The organism is Parageobacillus thermantarcticus (genome assembly GCF_900111865.1).
Taxonomy (GTDB): Bacteria; Bacillota; Bacilli; order Bacillales; family Anoxybacillaceae; genus Parageobacillus; species Parageobacillus thermantarcticus.
In genome coordinates this window covers 17025-41954 of record NZ_FOJS01000014.1, presented here as the reverse complement: position 1 = coordinate 41954, position 24930 = coordinate 17025, and the positions used below count along the sequence as shown (strand labels likewise).

Sequence of the window (24930 nt, the reverse complement as noted above, 5' to 3'; positions counted from 1 at the left end):
AGTGGAATTTTATAATCAGAATTTGATCTTCCGCTTCCCCAATATATTGCCGCTTAATGAGTTCCTCGTTTTTGTATTGACCACTTTTTCGCTTTCTACATACTGTATGAGTAAAAAACACAAGAAAAGGGGACAGCAATGGAAATTAAAGCAACCATCGGAGATGCGACGTTTACATGCCGGGGAGAGTTGGAAACGTATTTTCAACCGTTTCGTGAGGCAACAATTGGAGCAAATATGACGTTTTCCAGCCCATTTGGGCAACAGCGAATGATTTATGCAGATTGGACAGCAAGCGGCCGTTTGTATGCGCCGATTGAACGAAAAATAACCGAAGAACTTGGCTCGTTTATTGCCAATACGCATACCGAATCAAACATAACGAGCACGAAAACGACATTGGCGTACCAATACGCAAAAGAATTGATTAAACGTCATGTCAACGCAGGACGAAATGACGTCATCATTATGGAAGGAGCAGGGATGACGAGCGCGGTAAATAAACTGCAGCGGCTGCTCGGCTTAAGAGTGCCGGAACAGTGGAAATCACGTCTTAAGCTTTCCGATGAAAAACGCCCCGTTATTTTCGTCACACACATGGAACATCATTCCAACTTATTATCGTGGGCGGAAACGATTGGAGAAGTGGTGACAATTCGTCCGGACGCAAACGGTGACGTTGATGTCGATCATTTGCAGGAATTATTGCAGGCATATGCACATCGCCCGCTAAAAATCGGCGCTTTTACCGCATGCTCGAATGTAACGGGCATTCAAACGCCGTACCATCAACTAGCGAAAATAATGCACGAACACGAAGGAATTTGCTTCGTCGACTTTGCCGCCTCCGCTCCGTATGTTTCCATCGACATGCACCCTGATGACCCGCTAAAAAAATTAGACGGTATTTACTTTTCGCCGCATAAATTTTTAGGAGGCCCGGGAAGCGCAGGCGTGCTTATTTTTGATGCGCATTTGTATCAAAACCGCATCCCTGATCATCCGGGAGGAGGGACGGTCATATGGACAGACCCTTGGGGAAATTACAAATATATCAGCGACATTGAGACGCGGGAAGACGGAGGAACACCGCCGGTTTTACAAACGATTAAAGCAGCGCTTGCCATCCAATTAAAAGAAAAAATGGGGATTAAACGCATGCTGAAGCGGGAAAAAGAATTAACGACGCTTTTTTTATCCGAATTAAAGCAAATACCTCGCGTTCATATTTTAGAAGGTCACCGGGAAGACCGGCTTGGCATCATATCATTTATGATCGAAGGAATACACTACAATTTAGTCGTAAAGCTTTTGAACGACCGCTTTGGTATCCAAGCGCGCGGCGGCTGTTCATGCGCTGGCCCGTATGGCCATTACTTGCTTGGAATTGACAAAGAACAATCGAAAAAAATGATGGCACAAGTAGAACAAGGAAACTTGCTAGCAAAACCGGGATGGGTTCGTATTTCGCTTCATCCAATTATGACAAACGAAGATATATATCATATCATTCGGGCGATCCGCCATATTGTGCGTCACGAAGAAAAGTGGAAGCAAGAGTATATATATGACCATAAAAAAAACGAATTTCATCATCGCAACGATGATCGCGACGTTCGCCACTTATTTACTCTTTAGCAGCATATCGTTTCCATCCCCGCTTCCCAACGTGTACAATAAAACCATAATGGAAAAAAGAAGGGGAGACATATGAACGAACTATATCATTTATTTCTTCGCACAGAGCGGGAGCGAAACTTGTACGAACGGGCGCGGAGGCTTGCTGATCAATTTTATAAGCGCGCTAGATGGTACGATGAACACGCGGAATTTCCGTTTGAGAATTTTAATGATTTAAAAGAAGCGCGCTTTCTTTCTCTCACTGTCCCTAAATCCTATGGTGGAGAGGAAATTTCCCTTTATGAATTTTTGCTTATTCAAGAAACGATCGCCCAAGGAGACGGTGCGACGGCGCTATCGCTCGGCTGGCATTTGGGCATTTTGCTGAACCTTGCAGAGACGAAAAAATGGCCGTTACCCATTTTTGAACGAATTTGCCGCGAAGTGGTGGAAAAACAAGTTTTATTAAACAGCGCCCATTCCGAAAAAGCGACAGGAAGTCCAGCGCGCGGCGGAAAACCGGAAACCACTGCGGAGCGCCGCAACGGCCGCTGGGTCATTTCCGGCCGAAAAACGTTCGCTTCGCTAGCTCCGGCGCTCGATTACTTTATCGTATCAGCAATCATTAAAGAAACGGGAGAAGTCGGAAACTTTCTCATCCCAAAAACAGCGGCTGGTTTAAAAATTGAAAAAACGTGGGATACGCTCGGCATGAGAGCGACGCGAAGCGATGACGTTATTTTAGAAAACGTGGAAGTAGAAGAAGAAGCGCTTGTCGAAATGCTTAGTTCGCCAAAAGCAAAAGGTCATGCCCAAGGCTGGCTTTTACATATTCCCGCGTGTTATTTAGGAATTGCCATTGCCGCGCGCAATGAGGCGATCGCGTTCGCGAAAACATATCAGCCAAACAGCCTTTCCCATCCGATTGCCGAAGTGCCGGAAGTGCGGCGAAAAATTGCGCAAATGGATATACATTTGATGTCAGCCCGGCATTTTATGTATTCGATCGCCGATCAGTGGGACCGCTATCCGGAGAAACGGACAGAAATGAAAGAAGAATTGGCAACTGTAAAATATATTGCAACGAATGCCGCTGTCGATGTCGTTGATTTAGCAATGCGCATCGTCGGCGGGCAAAGTTTATTTGCCGAGAATCCATTGCAGCGATATTATCGCGATGTCCGCGCCGGATTGCACAATCCGCCGTCCGATGACATTACCGTTTCGATCGTGGCGGATCGCGCTTTAAATTCAAAGTAAAAGAGCAAAACTATGCAGTCAAACTTTAATCTGTCTGTAATAAAACATATAGATTGGAAAGAAAGTGAAGTTTTCACTTATGAAAGACTGGAACTCCGCGGTATTCCAGGGAAGATAGGAATATTGTCCACTCCTTGGAAGGCAGGAGTAAATAACAAGTATATGTGGCACTTCTTTGGCAATAACATCCCATCTGGAGAACTGACAGTGGTCGCAGTTCAAAAAGACACAAATAAAGTGAGTAAAGCACTTACAGTCGATGGAGGGAGTCATACGTGGGTATCTCCTTATGGTAGTGTACCAAAAGCGGTTAACGGTCATACGGATATTCCTGCTAGCATGATGTTGCCCGATAAGGGGAAGTGGGTTCTAAATGCTTATATAGGAAAAGAGTTGTTTGGGCAGATTATAGTGGATGTTCAGTAACCTCCCATTTGTTTTAGGTTATGCTACAGAATGTTGTTGAATTTTTTACTCAACTATCATGTATCATGGAAGAACGAATTAACTTCCATCATCTATGGTATTGCGAAGTGATGCATGCATGGGTGGCTATGAGTTTAATAATAAAGAAAAGGAGAACACATATTAGTCACGTACAATGTACAATATGTGTTCTCCTTTATTTTTAGGATTTTTTATAATTTAGGTCTTGATAACAAAACGACCGCTTTTCCTTTACTTTTCAAGCGCCTTTTTCAAAAACTGCGGAAGCTGGAAGCATTGTTTTAATATTCCTTCGTTAACGTATTTCGTGTCCGACGGAATCGTTGAAGTTTCTGGAAGAGAAAGTGGTTTTGTCGATCCGATGGTAAAGCTCCATAATCCGCCTGGATATGTAGGCACAGTGGCGGTATAAACTTGAACATGCGGGAATAATTCGCGAATGTTTGTATAGGTTTGACGTAAAATGTCCAAATGGAAAATCGGAGATTGGCTTTGGCAAACCATTAGTCCGTCATCTTTTAAAGCGCGGCGGACATTGGCGTAAAAGTCGCGCGAAAAGAGCGCCTCTGCTGGACCGACAGGATCGGACGAATCAATAATAATCACATCATACTCGTTTTCGTGTTCTTTCACGAAAGCGACCCCGTCATCATAAATAAACTGTACTCGCGGATCAGATAAATTTCCCGATACTTCTTGCAAATGTGCTTTGCAGGAAAGCACTACTTTTTCATCGATTTCAACCATATGAATTTCTTCAATGTGTTTATATTTTGCTACTTCTCTAGCCGCACCGCAATCTCCGCCGCCGATGATAAGCACTTTTTTCGCCGACGGGTGGAATTGCAGCGGTACATGGGAAATCATTTCGTTATAAATATGGCCGTCGATGGATGTCGTTTGCACGACTCCGTCAAGCACAAGCATGCGCCCGAAATCGTAAGAATCCAAAATCATGACATGTTGAAAGTCGGATTGTTCGGAGAAAATAATGTCTTTAATACGGTAGCTGATTTTTAAATTTTCGCGGTCATCTTCCGTTAGCCAAAGCTCACCGTTTTCGACTTTTACATAAGGTGGTAATGAATCGTGTACGTGCTTCATTGCGACCTCCTTTTAATCCTGCTTGTTTTCTCACACCTTTCTAATATTAATATATTTTACGAAATGTGACAAATCCTGCGACCAGAACCAAGCCAATCCCGCGCTCGCAACAGCGGATTGCTGTTTTTTCTTTAACAGCTATTTTTGGAAAAAAGCTACCGCCTTTCTTCGCGAAAAATCGCCTGTAAGCTTTGTTTATTTGCAAGCAAATCAGATAACGTATATGAATCCAACACGCGCAAAAACGCTTCTAACGCCTCATGCAACACGCTTTTTAACTGGCAGACAGGGGTCAGAACGCAATGATTGCCGTGGCTGGCGAAACACTCCACAAGCGACAAGTTTTCTTCCGTTTTGCGGACGACAGCACCAATGCGAATTTCTTCCGGCTGTTTAGCGAGCCGAATACCTCCGTTCCGTCCCCTTATCGTTTCAATATAGCCTAATTTTCCAAGTTCATAGACGATTTTGCTTAAATGGTTTTCCGAAATCGAAAATACTTTGGAAATTTCTTTAATGCTTGTTTTCTCACCAGGCTCTAGCGCTCCTAAAAAGAGAAGAACGCGTAAAGCATATTCGGTATAGTTTGTCAGCTGCATTTGTTTCACACCTTTAAGAGCGGATTTCAATACGATTTTATCATATAAATGTTTTTGAAAAAAATTGTGAACAATTTGTTAAAGATGTATTTTAAATATTGCTTTTGAAATATCACTATGCTTCAATAAAGATGTATTTAAAATACATGTTTTGTGGGGGATAAGAGTAATGGAAACAACAACAACATTAAGTCCAAAAACAATCGAGATCGTCAAATCGACGGTGCCAGTGCTTGAAGAACGCGGTGAACAAATTACGAAACGGTTTTATCAATTAATGTTCACCAATCATCCAGAACTTCTCAACATTTTTAACCATGCCAACCAAAAACAAGGACGGCAACAAAGAGCGCTTGCAGCCGCGGTTTACGCTGCAGCGAAATACATCGATCAGCTAGAAACGATTTTGCCTGTCGTCCAACAAATCGCCCATAAGCATCGCAGTTTGGGAGTTAAACCAGAGCATTATCCGATCGTCGGTAAACATTTATTGCTTGCGATAAAAGATGTGCTTAAAGAAGCAGCGACAGACGAAATCATCAACGCATGGGCGGAAGCGTATGAAGTAATTGCGGATGTATTTATTAAAGCGGAAGCACAATTGTATGAAGAAGCCGCAGCCAAACGTGGAGGATGGAAAGATTTTCGCCGCTTTATCGTTCAGAAAAAAGTAAAAGAAAGCGATGTCATTACATCGTTTTATTTCATTCCAGAAGACGGCGGGGAAATTAGCGAGTATTTGCCAGGACAATATGTCAGTGTCAAAGTTTCTATTCCAGGGGAAAAATATACCCACATTCGTCAATACAGCTTGTCCGATGCACCTGGAAAAGGATATTACCGCATTAGCGTAAAAAGAGAAGCAGAAACAGCAGAAAAGCCGGCCGGAATTGTATCCAACTATTTACACGACCATGTTCAAGAAGGGGATGTACTTGAACTAAGCGCTCCGGCTGGCGTCTTCACGCTCGATATGTCAAAAGAAACGCCGGTTGTGTTCATCAGCGGCGGCGTGGGCATTACCCCGCTTTTCAGCATGGCAAGCACAGTTGTTTCGCGTCAGCCTAATCGCCAAGCAACGTTTATTCATGCAGCGATCAACGGAAACGTCCACGCATTCGATCAAGAGTTGCGCCGCTTGGCGGAACATCCGACATTTTCGTATCATGTTTGTTATCAGTCACCTTCTGTGGAAGACCGTAAACACCCTTATTTCGGGAAAGAAGGATTTATTGATTTGCCGTGGATGCAAACGGTAATTCCAAACAAAGAGGCAGATTTTTACATCTGTGGACCAATTCCGTTTATGAAAACTGTCTATCGCGCTCTAAAAGAATGGGGCGTCGCCGACGAAAATATCCATTATGAATTTTTCGGACCAGCTGGCGATTTAACGAAGTAATCATTGTGTTAGAGGCACCTTTCCGTTTGGAGGAAGGTGCCTTGTTTTGCTATGATTAATAAAAAGGAGGGAGGCAACGAATGGGATACGAATTGGCGACATTCGCCGGCGGCTGTTTTTGGTGCATGGTTTCGCCGTTTGAAGAACAGCCGGGAATTATCCGCGTCATATCTGGGTATACTGGCGGCCATAAAGAAAACCCGACATATGAAGAAGTATGTTCGAAAACGACGGGGCATTACGAAGCAGTGCAAATTACGTTTGACCCCGACGTATTTCCATATGAGAAGCTGCTTGACATCTACTGGCGGCAAATCGATCCGACCGATGACGGCGGACAGTTTCATGATCGCGGCCCGCAATATCGCACGGCGATTTTTTACCATAATGAAAAACAACGCCTTCTCGCCGAAAAATCGAAGCGGGAACTTGAAGAAAGCGGCCGCTTCTCGAAACCGATCGTAACGAAAATCTTGCCGGCATCCACGTTTTATCCAGCGGAGGAGTACCATCAAGATTACCATAAGAAAAATCCGCTCCGCTATAAATTGTACCGGATCGGTTCAGGGCGCGATGCGTTTTTGAAAGAGCATTGGCGCGATCCCGAGCGGGAAGCGATGCTGCGAAAAAAATTGACTCCGCTTCAATTTGAGGTAACGCAGCGAAACGGGACAGAACCGCCGTTTAACAACCCATATTGGAACAACACGCGGGAAGGCATTTATGTCGACATTGTCTCCGGCGAGCCGCTTTTTAGCACAAAAGACCAATATGACTCCGGCTGCGGCTGGCCAAGCTTTACAAAGCCGCTTCATCCAGAAAATATTAAAACAGAGCTCGATTTAAGCCACGGGATGATTCGGACGGAAGTGCGGAGCCGCAAAGCAGATTCCCATTTAGGCCACGTCTTTAACGACGGGCCGGAGCCAACCGGTCTTCGTTATTGCATTAATTCCGCCGCGTTGCGCTTTATTCCAAAAGAAGATTTAGAAAAAGAAGGATACGGGGAATATTTATCCTTATTTGAGGAAGACGATAAGGCAAATCAATAAAGATAAAATCGGAAAAATTGTGTAAAAACAAAGCGGAAGGCGGTTTTATGTTTCCGTAATCCCAAATTTACTGTACTAGTAAATAGAATTTTTACACAATCATTCGTACTTGACTATAAAAAACGGTTGGCATTCCGACCGTTTCTTTATATGATGAAGGTTAAATAAATATACAGGAGGAAACAGTCTATGCAAACATTTCGCGAACATCGCTGGCAATCGTTTCTGCAAAACTATGAAAACCGGGCGCGTTTGTTGATTTCATGCCCGGACAAACCGGGGATTGTTGCGGCGGTAACATCGTTTTTATATGAACAAGGCGCAAATATTGTGGAATCTAATCAATATTCCACCGATCCTGAAGGGGGCACTTTTTTCTTAAGAATCGAATTTGATTGCCCAAATATCGCGGCGCGACAGCAAGAGATCGAATCCGCTTTTCGGCCGATCGCCGAGTCGTTTCATATGGATTGGCGCCTCCGCTTACATAACGATGTCAAACGAATTGCGATCTTTGTCTCCAAAGCGGAACATTGTTTGCTCGAGTTATTGTGGCAATGGCAAGCAGGCGAGTTAATCGCCGATATCGCGCTTGTTGTAAGCAATCATGAATATCTCAAAAGCACAGTGGAATCGGTCGGCATTCCATATTTCTATATTCCAGTTACGAAAGAAACAAAAGCGGAAGCCGAGCAAAAACAAATTCAATTGCTCAAAAAATACGATGTGGACACGATTGTGCTCGCCCGCTACATGCAAATTTTATCACCGTCGTTTGTCGCCGAGTTTCCGGGAAAAATCATTAATATCCACCATTCATTTTTACCGGCGTTCGTCGGGGCAAGACCGTACGAACGGGCATATGAACGCGGCGTGAAACTGATCGGCGCGACATCGCATTACGTTACCGACGATTTAGATGAAGGACCGATTATCGAACAAGATGTCACCCGCGTCGATCACCGCCACCATCCTGACGATTTAAAGCGAATGGGGCGGATTATTGAAAAAACAGTGCTTGCCCGCGCGCTAAAATGGCATTTAGAAGATCGTGTCATCATCCATAAAAACAAAACAATTGTCTTTTATTAAACGTGAACAAAAAAGGAGGCAAGCGCGCCTCCTTTTTGCAACTTAAAATCTATGTTCAAAATAAATAAAATTAGAAGGATTTCCAAGCAACAAGTGGAATTAGTTATAATGAAAGAAAAAGGAAAGAAAGAAGGGAGAAGCATGGGTGAAAAACGGACGCCAAGCGGTTTTCTATTAAAACAGCGTGCGTTTTTAAAATTATATTTAATCACATTGACCGAACAAGAACGTTTATATGGGTTAAAAATATTAGACTTACTGCGTCAAGAATTTAAGCCGTACGGCTATCGCCCGAATCATTCAGAAGTGTATAAAGCGCTGCATGACCTGATTGAAGATGGGATTTTGCAACAAGTAAAACGAAAAAAAGAAGGTATGAAATATCAAGAAGTTGTCTATTATCGGTTTGCCGATGGCGGTTATGAAAAAGCAAAATTGTATAAACGGCAATTAAAAGCGGAATTGGATCGCTGTGCCGCGCTTATTCGCAAAGCAATCGAAGATAATTTCAGCTGACGGAGAGCAATATAAACGATGGTGACTCTCCGTTTTTCTTGCATTTTATTTTACATAATATTTTTATAGTAAATATATAATCTTTTTTGCGCGAAAACAAGACATTTAGTAGAATAGTAACCGTAATGCAAAAAGGAAAGGACGACAACAAGTGAAACTGCCAGAGAAAATTGAACAAATGATTCAATATCGCAACCAGCTATTTTCTCACGATGAAGACGCTCATCTTATCGGAAAAGGCGGTTATACCGCTTCTGATGAGTCAATTATATATGATGCGATCATTGCGCTTGCGCTTGGGAAAAACGTTTTGCTAAAGGGGCCGACAGGGTCCGGAAAAACGAAACTAGCGGAAACGCTGTCATCTATATTCGGTCAGCCGATGCATAGTGTGAACTGCTCCGTTGACTTAGATGCAGAAGCACTGCTCGGCTTTAAAACGATCCAAAACCGCGACGGGAAAGCGGAAATCGAGTTTGTTCCGGGTCCTGTCATTCAAGCGATGACAAAAGGGCATTTATTATACATCGACGAAATCAACATGGCAAAACCGGAAACATTGCCGATTTTAAACGGTGTCCTCGATTATCGCAAAATGATTACCAACCCATTCACCGGTGAAGTCGTTAAAGCAAAAGAAACGTTTGGTGTCATCGCTGCCATCAACGAAGGGTATGTTGGCACCGTGCCGCTCAACGAAGCGTTAAAAAACCGTTTTATTGTTATCGATGTGCCGTATATTCAAGGAGATACGTTAAAATCCGTATTGCTTGCGCAAACTACATTAACGGATGAAACGTTGATCGACCGCTTCATCGCGTTATCCGCTGATTTAATTACACAAGTGAAAAATGGGCACATTTCTGAAGAAGCCGCTTCGATTCGGGCGCTCATCGATACGTGCGATTTAGCCGTATATTTGCCGCCGCTCCGCGCCATTCAGCGCGGAATTATCGAGAAGCTTGAAGATGATCGGGAAAAAGCGGCAGTGCGCAACATCGCGGAAACGTTGTTCGAAGAATGAGGGATGCAATAATATGGAACGGTTTATCCAATTTAACGATAAAAAGATTGATTCGTTTTTGTTTATGCAGCTTTCCGATTTAGCGAAAACGCTGGCGAAACATAGCGATTGGGAAATAGAGTTTGGCTTTCAGTCTTATGTTGACTTTCCAAACCGAAAATTATATGTCAGCCATTTTTGGGACAACCGCCCAAAAGAAGAAAAAGAAAACGGCCTAAAAAGCGATGTCTGTTTGCGGGCAGTCGGAACGCTTTTCCATACAGATTTTTCCGAAGTCACCGCATTTCTCGACAACATTAAAAACATATCGATCCCTAGCTTTGCCAAGCAGCTATTTGCGCTAGCGGAAGATTTGCGCCTCGAAGAGATTTGCAAAAAAGAACGTCCTGGCACGAAAAAGTGGTTTCGCATCCGCCGCGCTGTATACCGACGTTATTTTCAAAGCCAAGCGAACGCCAATTTGCTAAGAAGCGTGTATACAGATGCGTTGTTTTCTATTGTCTATTTATTATTAACATCCGACTCACCGCTAGAGGACGTTCCAACTATTTATGAGCCAATCGACCGGATGATGCCTTGGCTTCGTCAGACGCTCCCTCAGTTTTTTGACGCTGCTTCGACGAAAGAAGTGGCCCGCATCACGCTGATGATTGCCGAAGCGCTTGATGACATACTAACAAACGATATGTTAAACACATATTTTTATTTGCCAGAACAAAGTTATAACAACGTGGAGAAAATAGGGATGACGCTCGAAGACTTAAAACGAACCGACCCGCTTAATAATTGCGATATTTTGGATAAAGAAAAAGGCGGGGACGAAGATGTGCATGAGCAGGAATTGCCGACATGGCATCGCGAAACGAGCGACATGACGAAAAGTTTCTTGCGTTTCGAACTTGAGCAAGGCTCACGGACTGATTTATTAGGAAAGGGAGGGCGCGAAGGTGAAGACGGAGATCAAGCGTTTGTGATTGTACAAGGCTCCGCACGAAAATCAAATCGGAACGATTATATAAAACAAAGCGCCTATGAACAAAAACGAGAAAGCAAACAAGCAGGAAAAGGAGATCGCTACGGAAAAGACAATCGGTACGCGGAAGCGATTTTTCTTTTTCCGGCTTCTCCTTCATCCCAACAAATCGCTCAATATGAGCAAAAGAAAGCCGATATTTTGCCGTACCAAAAGAAATTAAAACAGATGATCGAAAAAACGTTGGAACATCAAAAAACACTTCCGCGAACGGATTTACATTTTGGCCGTCTTCATAAAAAACTGCTTCGTCTATGGACAGACGAGCAGCCGCGCCTATTTTACAAAAAACACCAGCCATCTTCCCGCATTGACGCCGTCTTTACGCTGTTAGTCGATTGCTCGGCATCGATGTATGACAAAATGGAAGAAACAAAACGTGGCGTGATTCTGTTTCATGAAGCGCTAAAAGCGTTGTTTGTGCCCCATCAAATCGTTGGATTTTGGGAAGATCCGAATGAGGCAACAGAAACGAAACAGCCAAATTATTTTCAAACGGTGATTTCGTTTGCGCAATCACGAAAAAAAGAAAGCGGCCCAGCGATCATGCAGCTGGAGGCGCAAGAAGATAATCGCGACGGATTTGCGATCCGTGTCATGACGGAGCAACTTTTGAAGCGGCCGGAAAAACAAAAATTTTTATTGGTGTTTTCCGACGGGGAACCAGCGGCACTTGGCTATGAACAAAACGGCATTATCGATACGCATGAGGCTGTATTAGAAGCGCGCAGACACCATATCGAAGTGATTAACGTCTTTTTAGCCAACGGGGAAATTGACGAAGGGCAAAGAGAGACGGTTCAAAATATTTACGGAAAACATAGCATTGTTGTTCCAAACGTGGAACAGCTTCCAGATTTTTTATTCCCGCTATTAAAAAAGCTATTGTACAAAAGTTTATGAAAAAGGATGGATTGGCGATGATCAAACTGTTTACGGACGGCGATTTAGACGGAATCGGATGCGGACTGCTGGCGAAAATCGCGTTTGAACAAGTAAATATCTCTTTTTGCTCCTACCGCAATTTAGACGAACGAGTGAAACAATTTATCGAAGATGAACAGCATAACGAAGCAAGCATTTTTATTACCGATTTGGCGGTTAGTGAAGAAGTAGAAAAAAAGCTGGCGGAACGGTTTGAGGCGGGAAAGCACGTGCAAATCATCGACCATCATGTCACCGCTCTCCATTTCAATAAGTATCCGTGGGGGTGGGTGCAACCGACAGATGAACAAGGCAAAAAAACGTGCGCAACCTCGCTGTTTTATGAATATTTAATCCGCACACAAAAACTTGAGCGAAACGAAACGCTCGATGAATTTGTCGAACTCGTCCGCCAATACGATACGTGGGAATGGGAAGAGACAGGCAACATGCGGGCAAAGCGGCTAAACGATTTGCTGACGATTTTAGGCTTGGATGAATTTTGGGATCGCATGAGCGAGCGGTTAACGGAAGGCGGCCCTTTTGCGTTAACAGAAACGGAAGAACTTATTTTAGATATGGAAGAAAAGAAAATTCAGCGCTATATCCGTATGAAGCAAAAACAGCTTGTCCAGCGCTGGTTTGGCGATTACTGCGTCGGCATCGTCTTTGCCGAACGGCATATGTCTGAATTGGGAAATGCCTTATCCAAGCGATGCCCACATTTAGACTTAATCGCCATGGTCAACATGGGAACGAAACATATCGGCTTTCGCACGATTCATGATACGGTAAACGTCGCTGAATTTGCAAAGCAGTTTGGCGGTGGAGGCCATCCAAAAGCGTCCGGATGCTTTGTCGATGAAAAAACGTTCCCGCTTTTCGTGGCAGACGTTTTCCCGCTGCCGCCGGTATATCATGATGCGGAGCAGAACCAGCTGAACACGAAAAAACAAAAAGAAGGCTTCTTTTTTACCAACAATCAAGGGCAATGGTTTTTCTTCCTTCCAAACAATGAAAATTGTCTCGTTTATTATGAGGAAAAAGAAAAACAATTTTCCAGCCAAGAAGAGGCGGAACGATTTATCAAACGCCAGTTCGCAGCGGGATTGGCGGACGATCAAGCGGTGATTGATTACTTGCAACAACAGTTGTCCATGGAAAAAGAAATGATCGCAAACGAGTATGTGAATGTCTTGCAACAATACAAACTGAAAAACCGATACCAAAAATAGGTGTCGGTTTTGACATTTTTGCGTAACTTCCATCATACTATATAGATTTAGAAAGTTTAAACTGCTTTTCAGAAAATGTTAACATAATTGTAACAGTTTAAATGTTTAATTAAGACAGATTTAGGTTATAATTATGAACGGGGAGGTGAGAAATATGAAACAGTATATTTTTTCTTTTTACACAGATCAAACGAAACCAGTCGTTTGGGAAGAGACCATTTTAGCATCTGGGATGATGGAAGCCTTTTCAAAAGTGAAGGCGCTCACGAGAAAATATAAACGAGAAAAAGGTGTACCAGTCCGCGTTCAATACAAAGGAGTTCTATATCGTCACACAGATATTGCGTAACAAAAACGGAAGGATGGTACGATGTGTTTCTTTATAATGTATTACAATTGGTAACATGCAGTGGTTCGCCGACATAAAAGCAGCCGCTGCATGTTTTATTATTATTTCCAGTTTGTATTGCTTAATCTATTATTTTCCAGTTATTCAGAAGTAAAAAAGCGATTGCATTAAACCACAAGGACGTCAATATAATTCAATTCAATATAATAATGATTTTTCACAGACAGACAACAGTAACAGATACAGATATGGATAGTGCCTGCAAAAAATAAGATGTTAATAAAAAAGTAAACCTGCGCTTCGTAATTTTCTAAATTCCAGAACAAAGTTTTTTATAGTTCATGATAAATCACATACTTTGTTTTGTACTTTTAATTTGCTGGCAAATAACATACGCAAACATCCATGTTAGTTAAATGTTAAATTTGAATCATCGTTTTTATTTTTTGTCTCAATATATCTAGTTTACTTAATTTGTGAAACAAATTCTTTATAACTTCCTATAATTTATATTATGTAAACTTAATGATTTCCGCACAAATGGAGGGTTTCTTCCCTCAAGTGCCCATAAAATCAATTATCCGGGAACTTGTTAACCTAAGTTCCTCATAATTTTTTGTGTCTACGAATTATCATTTTTTAAACGAATTATCATTATTTTTTTATCGATTATCATCGGTCGTTGATTATCAACTGGAGGCGTTTTTTATGTTGTTTCGACAAGCCATTGATGAATTTGTGTTGTACTTGCAAATTGAAAAAAACTATTCACTTAACACCGTTGATGGTTATGCGTATGATTTGAGATGTTTCGAGAACTTCTTAATTCAACACGGCTATTCTGTACAACTTCATGACATTACAAAAACGCATGTTCGTCGCTTCATCCAGCATCAAATTACAAAAGAAAATGTCAAGCCTCGAACGATCTATCGGAGAATTTCTTGCTTGAAATCGTTCAGTAAATACTGTGTCAAAGAAAATCTAATCGACAACGATTTTATGATTGGAATTGATACTCCTAAAACGGATAGCAAATTACCGACTTATATGTCTTTGTCTGAACTACGAAAACTGTTTCATTTTTTGGAGCAAGACAATAGCCGAATGGCGATGCGAAACCATCTTCTGTTTAAACTGTTAGCCACTACGGGTATGCGAAGATCTGAAATTGTTGAACTAACTTGGGAACAAATTGATTTATCGAACAACACGATACGTATTTATGGGAAAGGAAAAAAAGAGCGCTTACTCCCCCTTCATCCTATGGTTGTCCCTTTAATAAAAAGCTATATGGAAAGTTTAGAGGAATATCAGCTCCATCCTTCCCAACCGGTATTTTTAAATAAAAACGGCAAAAAACTGAACCCGCGTGGTTTACATAAGATATTTAAGGAAATCTTACAAAAAGCTGGTCTGCCACCTCAACGGTTCTCACTCCATCATTTGCGGCATACGTTTGCTACCTTGTTGATACAAGAAAATAAAGAAAATGTTGATTTGCGTACCGTACAAGAACTACTCGGCCATGAAAGTTTAGTCACGACGCAAGTATACACGCATGTTGACTTTGAGCAAAAGAAAAAAGCGATTGAAACATTTAACATATTTTAAAACCTGCTTAGTACGGAAATAACTACCCTAGCCGGGTAGTTATTTCATGTGAATATGAGTTGGCGGATACAAAGGCACTGGATGCGTGAGATCGTACGACATTGAGTGCATTCCATGAGTTTGCTGATAAGGCATTGGAGCATGGGGAAAATACCCTTGCTGCGCCATAGCAATCTGATTATAAAGTTCTGGTGCTTTAAATGTAAAATAATCAGAATGATTATTCCCTGATTCTTTAAGTATTTTTTGCTGTAATGCTGTAAATGCATACTTTACGAGATGTTCTTTAAACAGATTGATGTAATTTTTGTTTTTCAATTGATTCGAATAAACTTTAGGAATTTCATCAAAAATTTCTTCTAAATCTAGCGTGATATTATAATTAGATTCAAGTTCCATAGCAGTTTCAAAAAGAGTTTCGATTATTACTTGGGCCGCTCGAATTTCTTTAATATACTTTGCATCGCTTAAAATATAATGCTGCAGAGCGTCAAGCTCATATCTAGAGTGTCCAAGCAAAAAGCGTATAGCATCATCTGAGACCCCCATTTCATGAAACAATGTAGAAAGAGTGTATCGTAATCCGTGCGGTGTGAAATACTTCTCTGTTTTACGGATGATTTTGTTTCTTCTTCCCTTCTCTTTTGCATGATTATGATTTTCCTTATTCTCTGGTTGTTCATATTCTACTTTTATCCATCCCAAATGTTCACATACTTTATCGATTATATAATTCATCTGCTTGTTAATGAGCGGCTTTCCTCTCAAGCCGTATAACAATGCATCATTTGGTTCCATGTGTTCAATATATTGGGTGAGTAATTTCATGAGCTTAGGTGGTAATGGAATAAAGAAGTCTTTGTTTTTGCTGTTTGGCGAATTGTCAGTGTGTTTATCCCCTTCCTCTAGATATTGGTCAAGAAGTTTATCTTCTTTTACTCGATCTTTTTTGGGATCGAACTCATAAACTAGACCGTTCATAGTAGTAGAGACTGAACGAACGGTTAGTTTTTCGAGCGATGTGACTCTGAGAGCAGTAAACATATCTATTAGGGTTGGAACTAATACATTAACACCTCTTTCTTGCAACTCAAACGCAGCTTTGTAAACTTGGTATAATTCGGTGATATTTAATGCTCTCGAATGATGTTTTTGTTTATTAGAATCTGTGATTTTTAATGCTGCGAATGGATTTCCGTTAATAACTCCGAGCCGGTTATAATGCGTAAACATAGATTGCATCGTTGCCTGATGTTGTTTTATCGTTCTCGGACTATAGCCTTGTTTTCGTTGATCATTTTCCCATATCTTCACAAATTCATAATCGATATTCTCAAGCACTGGATTTAACCCTTGGTTTAACATATATTCTGACATGTAAATTACATTTTTACGGTAGGTACGTCTAGTGTTTTTTGACCAAAACTGGCTTTTTTCATATTCATTAAAAGCCTCAATTAAAGTAGATTTAGCTGAAATATTTGTCTTGCTCATGATCTATTACCTCCGTATAAAAATAATTGAGCTTAAAATACAAAAAACCCCAAGCCAAACACCGCTACTTCTTATGCGTGTATATACGCATAGGTAGCGCTGTAAAGCTTGGGGTTTTCCCTTGTCGTATATTAAGTTATTCATTTGTTTTGTATTTTATCAGATTATGATGAAAAGTCAACAACTATTTTGCAAAATTTTATAGATTTGTTTCTTTTTCAGCTAAATATTTTTATAAATCATCTGTAACGGATAGCGTATTTAACGCTCGTTTAATTAAAGCTGGACGGTGTTTTAAATAGCTGTTTAAAAGGTGTGATTGTGTTCCACAATTGCGCCTTATTTTATTATTGAACAATACTATTTCTGTGGCCGTAATGACCCTTCTTCTATATTCTATAAAGACAAACGTTAAAGTTCTTGGTTAATTAACTCGCTCAGTAATTTAGTTTCATCTTCTGTAAGACTAACTGAGGGGTCAATTAAAGAATAATCTCGAAGTCTTTGTTGCCTTTTAATCGGATGTTCTGCGACTGTTTTGCAATCTCTTCTCATTTTATCTACCCAGTACATTACGTATTGTTGTATTTGTTTTGGTAAAGCCTTAAAATCTGCTCCTTTTTCAATCCAGTGATTAACATTCCAAGAAAGAGGAGGTGTTGGTTTCCATCCCCAACTATAGACGTATTCAATTGCTTTTGCTGCAACAACAATGTAAGTACTTTTACTAACACCTTGCATCCCAACAAAGAAATGGTCACCACCGTACTTACTTTTTGGGCTTCTTACATTAGCAGTTGCCATAAGTGCAGCCAAAATCCTAAGTTTATTCAATGGATTCTTTAATTTTAAGTTAAAGATTGCTGCATTCAAAGAATCGGTATCTTCATCGGTCTTCACTTTCTTAGCTAGTTCAGTAAAAGCTTCGACAATTCGCTTTTCATAATCTAAAGGAATATCTGATAAATCGCAAATTTCCCGAAATAATTTAATGCCTATAGAAAAAGGTTTCTTTTTTATAGTTTGTTCTAAAAGATCTATTTCTTGCTTACTTACCACTTTTACAGGTGTTGAAGATATTGGTGTAAAAAACTCTTCCATTCCATCTTCAAATTTTTTGCTCCTTGTTTCTTCTAACATACATTTTAAAAAGGTTTCGAAGGCTTCTATATGATTTTTAGCTTCAGGGCATTCCTTCATGGGATCTATCAATGTAATTCCGTATTGATCACACAATGATTGGAGTTCATTACTATATCTATATGCAATCATATAGGATGTTGGTAATTCTCCATAAAATGCTTTCTGTAGTTCAGCAAACATTTGTTGAATATTGATATCACGAAAACTATAGCCTACAAATAACAAATTTTTTGCTAATAGATCCGCTCGTAAACGGATGTTAAATGCATTTTCCGGATCACTCATTCTTTTTTGATAATCCTCTTGTGTGAATACGATAGATTCAGGATAGTTAAGATCCCCATGAAACTTAATATAAAGCTGTTCTGACAATTTCGCTTCAGCAAAATCCTTTAAATGAATGATAGTCCTGTATTTCCTTCCATACTTCTCAAACGCTTTTTCCATCACATTATCTTGGTTTGTAGTGTAAATAACGGGAACACCCATATTCATTATTGTTAAATGGACATATCCTTTTTCATCATCAAATTCCGAAATTTCTAATTTACTCTTCAAAAACTCACAAAATTTATCCCTTCCGAACGTATCCACATATTTTTGAGCAATTTCAAAATGATTCGTAATAGACGTTAGTCCTAACTGCTCGGCCATCTCGCTGACTAGAGAATCCCAATCTGGTAGCATAGAAGCAGAACAGCCAGCACCCATAAATGGGACCAATTTTTGCTTAGCAGCTAATTCGCCTAAAGTATCAATAATTTGACTCATTTTCTTTCCCCTTCTTCTTGCAACTCTAAAATATTGACTAGTTGTTGAAAACAATTCAAGACTTCTCTAATTTATAAGCTTATTAAACTCATCAGTAAAATTTTTTTAATTCCTTTTTTATTAAAATACATTTTTCCTTTAATCTACTATCTTTTTCAAATTCATCAATATAACTATTTACTATCATTTCTGCAAAGTCTACAAAATCATATGGCTTGTCGGGTTCATGTTTTGTAATCGAAGATAACTGTTTAATTATTAATTCCCATAATTTTTCATCGTATATAACTCGCGTAAGTCTGCAACACTCTTCATATAGATTGGTGCTTACAAATTCTGAGATAGGTATTGAGTAAAACTCTAATACTTCCTTTTTTTCTTCTCTTCGTTTTAATATATCAAAAATTTCTTTTCCAAGATTTCTTCCTTGGTTTCCACTAAATAGCGAAAATAAAACTGTTGAATAATCCTCGTATGATAATTCAAGTTTCTTAATCTCTTGACGCAAAGATAAAATAACTCCAAGCTGATTATAAGGTAATTTTGGTGTAAACTTTATTGCACTAATTATTGCAAATAAATCATAAATCAATTCATTAGCAAAGTTTTTAATATCGTCTGGATCCCAAAGACCATTATGGGTAATTTTGTTTCTAAAGATTGGAGCTTCAAATGCAAAATAAGGATACATAGATAACCACAATGCACGATTTGTTGAAAATACTTTTTCGGCTTTCACACTAAATAAGTGTTCCAAGATTATCAAATTCGATTTCATCATTAAGAATTAAACAGAAATCGTAAAATAAACCTTCGACTTGAATAACAGACAAGTTTATAAACGATTGATATTTTTCATCTCTATACAGACTAGAAAGTATCTCAAATATTCCTTCGCGCTTTTTTAATAGATGATGGCTTTTAATAACAGTTTGGTGAACCATCCTTAGGTTATTTTTCACTTTTTGAATTAAACTTACTTCCAATAACTCTTGCTTTTTTAGGTGGTGGAATTTTGCTAGACATCCTAAACATTAATTGGTTATATTTGGAAATTTATTTGAGATAGTTATAATAGTTGAAAATTGCTTATCATTTTACACAGAGATATATTCCTTCATGTCATCTAAATAAAATCCTAAGTTTAATATCTCTTCGCTGTACTCTGGAATAGCTAAAACTAATAAATCTTGTGGTCTTGAACATGCTACATAAGCAAAGCGGCTTGCTTCTGTACCTTTCTGTAACCATTGTGTGAAATGTCCACCATCAGATTTTTTAGTTGGTGAAGAAACTACAAGAGCGGCCCTGTAAGTTTCTCCTTTTACTTTATGTATCGTATCTACTTTTACTTTAATTTCGATCTTTTTTTCACCCATTAAAAATTTTTTAGACATAGGAATATCTGACAATCCTTCAGGAGATCTTAATCTTCTGACAATTTTCTCAAATGAGTATTCAACATCTTTAAGTTCATCCCAAATATTCTTAAATTCACTTTTAAGAATATCTTTAACCCAATTTTTCCATATTTGTTTAGAAGTTTCTTTAACTATAAAATCACTTTTACTAGCAATCTTCTCGAGATAAGTTCCAAGTTTTATACGCCAATCTATTGGGTTGTAAGAAAAAGGGGTTGTAATAATTCCTGATTTACCTTTTCCGGCATACGCTAAGTCGATAATGGCTTGACTAAATAATTCTAATGCGACATTTTTGTCTTTAAAATTAGCTGAACTCCAGTGAGTAATAGCGGATGCAATTTTGTATACAATATGATTTTTAGCTTTGTCTAGTTTTGTATCCTTTGGGTAACCTTTAATTTGCCTAATTGTCGAGGATCCTCTAGCAATAATAATCGCATCTTTGACATTTAAATTCCTTTTGTCTAATAAGTTGATAAATGCTTCTTGAAGTTGATATAGATCATTTTTTTTATCATAAACCCAAAGTAAACAAGATTGATTAAGACTTGACCGGGTTCCTATAATTTGTTGCTTTCCACCTAGTTTAGCAACAACATTACAAATTTGCTGGACACTTCTGTGATTAATGGTTAATTGTAAACGTTCCATTTTCCATTCATCTATTTTCTCAATCACTTTTTCCGGATAGACCTTTCTAAATCCGTAAATTGCTTGATCTAAATCACCGATTAAATGAATAGTTACCCCTGCCTGTTTTAATAAACTTAAAATACCAAGCTGAATTTCAGATAAATCCTGACACTCATCAATAAAAATATAGGGAAATCTTTTAGCAATTAAATCAAGAATATCCCCTCTTTGTTGCAAAAGCTTGTAACACCAATATTCTATGTCTGCATAGGTTACAAAACCTTTTTCTGCAAACTGTTTCTTTTTGTTTAATAGAGTACTAATAGTTAAGGGATCATTTTCGATTTTTTTCTTTTCATCACAAACTGTAGGATTTTCATTCATATCAATAGTGTAATCTAGTATAGAAATTTTATTGGTACTAAAATTTTTTAACCATGTACCATGATTACCATCCTGTATTAATTTATGTGAAACATCCCCTTCAGCTCCCTTATACCTAGTTACTACAGAACCAAAAGGGTGGAAAATATAGGAATGGAGCCAACTATCAATCGTACCAACGAAATGAGGATGACTTACATTCAAATTTCCCAAAAAGCGATTAGCACGATTTTTGATTTCTTCCGCAGCATTTTTCGTAAATGAGAGAACAGCTATACCACTTATCTTGGAAATCCAATTTTGAATTTCATATGCTATTTTGATGCCAACCGAATGCGTTTTTCCACTGCCCGGGCAAGCGCTTAAAAAACAATCCCGATTAATTGGATGTAAAATAAAAGTAGCTTGCTCTGGGGAAAGACGTTTTATATCTTCGTTATTTAACACCGAATAAATTAAATCTAATTTATTTATGGGTTTAATTTCCAGAACTTGTTGGTACATTACTTTCACTCCTTTCATTTAGATTGCAAGCCCAAAGAATAGCTTTCTCGATATAATTAGGAACTGTAAATTCTATTTCCTCATTGGCAAGTTTATAAGCTAAGTGTTGAGCAAATAAACCCTTACCGCATAATTTAGGGTTATCTATTCTATCTAATAAGCATTTTGCTATTTTAGCTTTTTCACTATCAGTTTTTCTGATAAATTCCTTTTTATATTTTTCAAAGTCTTCTCTGATAGATCCATCTGTTTCTAAAATTTCAAGGAAGGTATCAACCATTACCAAAAAGTTGTTTCCGCATAGAGCCAAGTCATATTCAAAAGTTTTAGAATTACTGTATAAGCGGCAATATTTGTTATCTTTCAGTATCATCTGTAGTTTTAATGCCGGATTATTACATTCGCACTCATTTCCAACATAAGGAGTGTCACTTTCTTTAGGATCACAATCTGTTATACCTGCACATCTAATTGGTATACCTTTTCCTTGTTCTTCTGCATTCATAAATAGTTGAAAGAATGACTCGAAATAAATACCACCCATATTTATTACGGAAACGCTATATTCTTCTAAAGAGTAATCGGATATTTTTTTCTTTGAATTCAAATATTTATGTAATACTCTTTTAGCCAACTCTGGAATAACTAGTCCTTCCGCTATCCCTTCAACAAGAATCACACCTCTAGCAAACAATAAAGTTGATTTAGTAATATCCATCCAACGTTGCAAGAAAAATTTCTGTTTTGGAGTTAATCCTACATTCTTTAATGGAACAATCGTAGGACTGTTATTAAAATCTGTTCTTTTAACAACTAAAATATTATTTAAGTCAACAGAAGAAGCTATTATTGGTGAATGGGTAGTGACAATAACTTGAACACCACTTATTCGAGCTTGTTTTTCTATATATTCAAGTAATTTTGTCTGTAGTTGTGGATGTAAATGTGCCTCGGGTTCCTCTATCAGAAGAATGCGAGTAGATAACTCATTTTCTTCTGTTTGCTCTAATTCCGCTAATACAGTTGCTAAATAAATTAAGTTGTTATATCCAAGACTATTTTCTGATAACTCCCGAAACTCTTCTACACTCACTTCATTATCAAGAAGCGGATAGAATAACAGTTTTAAATTTTCAATGATTCTCTCGAATCGAGTTTCCGAAAAAGAAACGCTAATATCTTGAGCCAATTGTTCTCCCAAAGATTCTATTAGTCGATTTTTAATATTATCCTTTGCTTTTACGATCAGCTCATCTTTTAATAATTCTTTGTTATTTTGTTTAACTATATCTTCTAAACGCTCTCTTGCGTTATTTTTTGACTCCATTTTAGTTATTAAGCGAGCTAAACGTGATCCTCTAACAGCTCTAAGGCGTTGTTCTGCGTCACGCAATGGCGGTAAATATGTGCATTGAATTGAATTATATGTATCCCACTCGAATATACTACTTGAGGAATTACCTCCCCATAATTCCCTCTTATATTGATTTCTAGAATTAGTCTTATTTTGCACTTTTAAATGTAAAGATGCCGAACATAAATCGTTCGGGTTTAACCAAGGTAAATAAGCTAATTGTTCCTTTTCGTTGAGACCCGAGAAGATTAGGTCAATCGTAAAATTAGACCTTATCTCATTCTTAGTATTACCAATTGAGTGCCAAAACTCTTTTTCAGTAATTTTAACATTATCAAACTCGTCTTCATTTAAGATTAATCGTATTGCATCAATAATAGCCGACTTGCCACTTCCGTTTTCACCCAAGATAACTGTAAGTCCTTCATTTAAAGGTATTTCGGTTTTTTCATTAAAACAACGATATCCTTCTATTACTAATTTAGATATATACATCAAATCTCCCCTTCCCCAATTAAGCTAAAAAGAAGAAGATCAAATGACCTTATTCTTGAATTTTATCATTTTTTGGCGAAAAATGTTACATTTTGTATATTTTTATTATTATCCGTATGAATTGTAAGTTTACTCAGAAATCATTATGTAAATTATAGAATGTGATTATGTGGGTACAATTCTGGGTATAATCCTGTCAAAATAGAAAGGGGAAAAACAAGTGAGTTAAATACGTAAAATGGTTAAATCGATTAAAATGCGTCTTGAAAATACGCGATATTTCAAGGTTTTTCTATTTAAGAAAGTTAATAAAATGAAATAAATTAATTGTGTTAAAGTGCCTCTTGTGCAGATTTTTCTTCGGTGTGTAGTATGTGGGTTCCTAAGTTAAGTCCGTATAATTGTGTAAAAAAGGAATAGAAAAAAGAGCCACGTTGCTTCCCCTTTGGTCAAATAAACAGTGAACCCCAAACATAAGGAGGAATGCAACGCTGGCTCAATATCATATTCCTGTAAATGATGAACTTTTGCACGGGCTATTGCTGAAAGATAAAGGATTGACTAAGCTGCTCGAACAAGTTCTGAATCAAATCCCCGAAGAAGGGTTTAGATTGTCTGACTATTGGCAGTGACAGAAAACAAAAGAACAAGAAGCCCGCTCGATGAATCAAGAGACTCCGGCGATGAAAAGAGTGGGATAACGGCTCACCCCTTTGACGTGTCAAGGAGAACGTGGAATACCAGAGCGAAACGAGGATATGCCTGAAAGCTCCTTGACGCATTGATTCCTTGACAACATGATCGTTTGTCCGGGAAGACGACCGTCAGGGACGTTTACCGGACTCACCTATACTATACGTCAAGTTATCAGGTCCATGTTTTCTATCAAAGGGGAATTTACACAATAATTAGGACTTGACCATTGAAATTGAGAAAGATCACGTTGAAAATGCATCGGAGCTAAATTAGTATGTAGCTCCTTCTTTTTTTCTGTTAAATGAGATAAATATATGCTATGATAAGCAATAATAACGAGAAAGAGGGCATATATATGTTGCAACAAGTCGCAATCATTCAGGAGGATGAAATGAAAAAAGCTACTGGAAAAAATGAAAAAGATGTAAGGCTTCAAAAAGTTGCTGCCAAAGTCATTCGCAGAAACCTCAAAGGTTTAAAGAGGTTGAGTAAAAATTGAGCATTGAACCTTTAGAGCCGAAACATATCCGAATGTTCCATGATATGGCCTTAAAAACATTCGGAGGTTTGTCGGGAGAACATGAGCCAAATCTCATCGACAGCCTTGGGTACAAACCGGGTTTATTAAAAAAAGCTGCTGTATATATGCATACTTTAACCACAATCAGTATTTTGTGGATGGGAACAAGCGGACAGCATATATTACTGCGGCATCTTTTTTGGAGTTTTAAATGGATATGTATTTTGCGTTGCGGATAGGA

Annotated in this window: 21 protein-coding genes; 14 read left to right on the top strand and 7 right to left on the bottom strand. The window is 38.8% G+C overall.

Annotated features, from left to right (window positions below):
- Positions 1-138 precede the first annotated feature (138 nt).
- The 3 genes from BM278_RS08930 to BM278_RS08920 all read left to right on the top strand — a co-directional run bounded on the left by BM278_RS08930 (position 139) and on the right by BM278_RS08920 (position 3306).
- Complete coding sequence (locus BM278_RS08930; RefSeq protein WP_090949067.1) at positions 139-1638, top strand: aminotransferase class V-fold PLP-dependent enzyme; 1500 nt, start codon at positions 139-141, stop codon at positions 1636-1638.
- 72 nt (positions 1639-1710) lie between these two features.
- The gene (locus BM278_RS08925; RefSeq protein ID WP_090949065.1) at positions 1711-2880 is read left to right on the top strand and encodes an acyl-CoA dehydrogenase family protein; all 1170 of its coding nucleotides are present in this window, start codon (positions 1711-1713) and stop codon (positions 2878-2880) included.
- Positions 2881-2892: 12 nt separating this feature from the next.
- Complete coding sequence (locus BM278_RS08920; RefSeq protein ID WP_090949064.1) at positions 2893-3306, top strand: DUF4871 domain-containing protein; 414 nt, start codon at positions 2893-2895, stop codon at positions 3304-3306.
- A 252-nt stretch (positions 3307-3558) separates the two neighbouring features.
- On the opposite strand, the gene speE is transcribed toward BM278_RS08920, so the two are convergent.
- Positions 3559-4431: a polyamine aminopropyltransferase gene (gene speE / locus BM278_RS08915; RefSeq protein WP_090949063.1), complete on the bottom strand. Its 873-nt coding sequence runs from the start codon at positions 4429-4431 to the stop codon at positions 3559-3561.
- 155 nt (positions 4432-4586) lie between these two features.
- On the bottom strand, positions 4587-5030 hold the full coding sequence (locus BM278_RS08910) for an Rrf2 family transcriptional regulator (RefSeq protein WP_090949061.1): 444 nt from the start codon (positions 5028-5030) through the stop codon (positions 4587-4589).
- Positions 5031-5199: 169 nt separating this feature from the next.
- Between BM278_RS08910 and hmpA the strand changes: the two genes are divergently transcribed.
- The 9 genes from hmpA to BM278_RS08865 all read left to right on the top strand — a co-directional run bounded on the left by hmpA (position 5200) and on the right by BM278_RS08865 (position 15271).
- On the top strand, positions 5200-6432 hold the full coding sequence (gene hmpA / locus BM278_RS08905; RefSeq protein WP_090949060.1) for an NO-inducible flavohemoprotein: 1233 nt from the start codon (positions 5200-5202) through the stop codon (positions 6430-6432).
- 80 nt (positions 6433-6512) lie between these two features.
- On the top strand, positions 6513-7484 hold the full coding sequence (gene msrA, locus BM278_RS08900; RefSeq protein WP_090949058.1) for a peptide-methionine (S)-S-oxide reductase MsrA: 972 nt from the start codon (positions 6513-6515) through the stop codon (positions 7482-7484).
- Positions 7485-7673: 189 nt separating this feature from the next.
- The gene (gene purU, locus BM278_RS08895; RefSeq protein WP_090949057.1) at positions 7674-8576 is read left to right on the top strand and encodes a formyltetrahydrofolate deformylase; all 903 of its coding nucleotides are present in this window, start codon (positions 7674-7676) and stop codon (positions 8574-8576) included.
- A 141-nt stretch (positions 8577-8717) separates the two neighbouring features.
- A complete protein-coding gene (locus tag BM278_RS08890) occupies positions 8718-9092 on the top strand; it encodes a replication termination protein (RefSeq protein ID WP_064550480.1) in 375 nt (124 codons plus the stop codon).
- Between the two features lie 178 nt (positions 9093-9270).
- The gene (locus tag BM278_RS08885) at positions 9271-10116 is read left to right on the top strand and encodes an ATP-binding protein (protein ID WP_244151139.1); all 846 of its coding nucleotides are present in this window, start codon (positions 9271-9273) and stop codon (positions 10114-10116) included.
- 13 nt (positions 10117-10129) lie between these two features.
- Positions 10130-12052 carry a vWA domain-containing protein gene (locus BM278_RS08880; protein WP_090949054.1) on the top strand — a complete coding sequence of 641 codons (1923 nt, stop codon included), beginning with the start codon at positions 10130-10132 and terminating at the stop codon, positions 12050-12052.
- A 17-nt stretch (positions 12053-12069) separates the two neighbouring features.
- A complete protein-coding gene (locus tag BM278_RS08875; RefSeq protein ID WP_090949052.1) occupies positions 12070-13308 on the top strand; it encodes a DHH family phosphoesterase in 1239 nt (412 codons plus the stop codon).
- Positions 13309-13462: 154 nt separating this feature from the next.
- Positions 13463-13657: a hypothetical protein gene (locus BM278_RS08870; RefSeq protein WP_090949051.1), complete on the top strand. Its 195-nt coding sequence runs from the start codon at positions 13463-13465 to the stop codon at positions 13655-13657.
- 708 nt (positions 13658-14365) lie between these two features.
- A complete protein-coding gene (locus BM278_RS08865) occupies positions 14366-15271 on the top strand; it encodes a tyrosine-type recombinase/integrase (protein ID WP_090949049.1) in 906 nt (301 codons plus the stop codon).
- Positions 15272-15310: 39 nt separating this feature from the next.
- On the opposite strand, the gene BM278_RS08860 is transcribed toward BM278_RS08865, so the two are convergent.
- From BM278_RS08860 to BM278_RS08835, 5 genes are all read right to left on the bottom strand, one after another.
- Entirely contained in the window at positions 15311-16765 is a 1455-nt protein-coding gene (locus tag BM278_RS08860; protein ID WP_090949048.1) for a tyrosine-type recombinase/integrase, read from the bottom strand.
- Between the two features lie 411 nt (positions 16766-17176).
- Positions 17177-18679, bottom strand: a complete 1503-nt coding sequence (locus BM278_RS08855) for an SIR2 family NAD-dependent protein deacylase (RefSeq protein ID WP_050367253.1) — start codon at positions 18677-18679, stop codon at positions 17177-17179.
- A gap of 91 nt (positions 18680-18770) precedes the next feature.
- A complete protein-coding gene (locus BM278_RS08850; protein ID WP_143093431.1) occupies positions 18771-19418 on the bottom strand; it encodes a hypothetical protein in 648 nt (215 codons plus the stop codon).
- A gap of 358 nt (positions 19419-19776) precedes the next feature.
- Positions 19777-21624: a UvrD-helicase domain-containing protein gene (locus BM278_RS08840; protein WP_244151136.1), complete on the bottom strand. Its 1848-nt coding sequence runs from the start codon at positions 21622-21624 to the stop codon at positions 19777-19779.
- Positions 21599-23473, bottom strand: a complete 1875-nt coding sequence (locus BM278_RS08835) for an ATP-dependent nuclease (protein WP_167359606.1) — start codon at positions 23471-23473, stop codon at positions 21599-21601. The genes BM278_RS08840 and BM278_RS08835 overlap by 26 nt, the downstream gene beginning before the upstream one ends.
- A 1051-nt stretch (positions 23474-24524) precedes the next feature.
- Between BM278_RS08835 and BM278_RS18735 the strand changes: the two genes are divergently transcribed.
- Both BM278_RS18735 and BM278_RS19225 read left to right on the top strand, forming a co-directional pair.
- Positions 24525-24668: a hypothetical protein gene (locus BM278_RS18735; RefSeq protein ID WP_167359605.1), complete on the top strand. Its 144-nt coding sequence runs from the start codon at positions 24525-24527 to the stop codon at positions 24666-24668.
- Positions 24665-24928, top strand: coding sequence for a hypothetical protein (locus BM278_RS19225; RefSeq protein ID WP_244151135.1), 264 nt, complete (start codon positions 24665-24667; stop codon positions 24926-24928). The genes BM278_RS18735 and BM278_RS19225 overlap by 4 nt, the downstream gene beginning before the upstream one ends.
- The last annotated feature ends 2 nt before the right edge of the window (positions 24929-24930 follow it).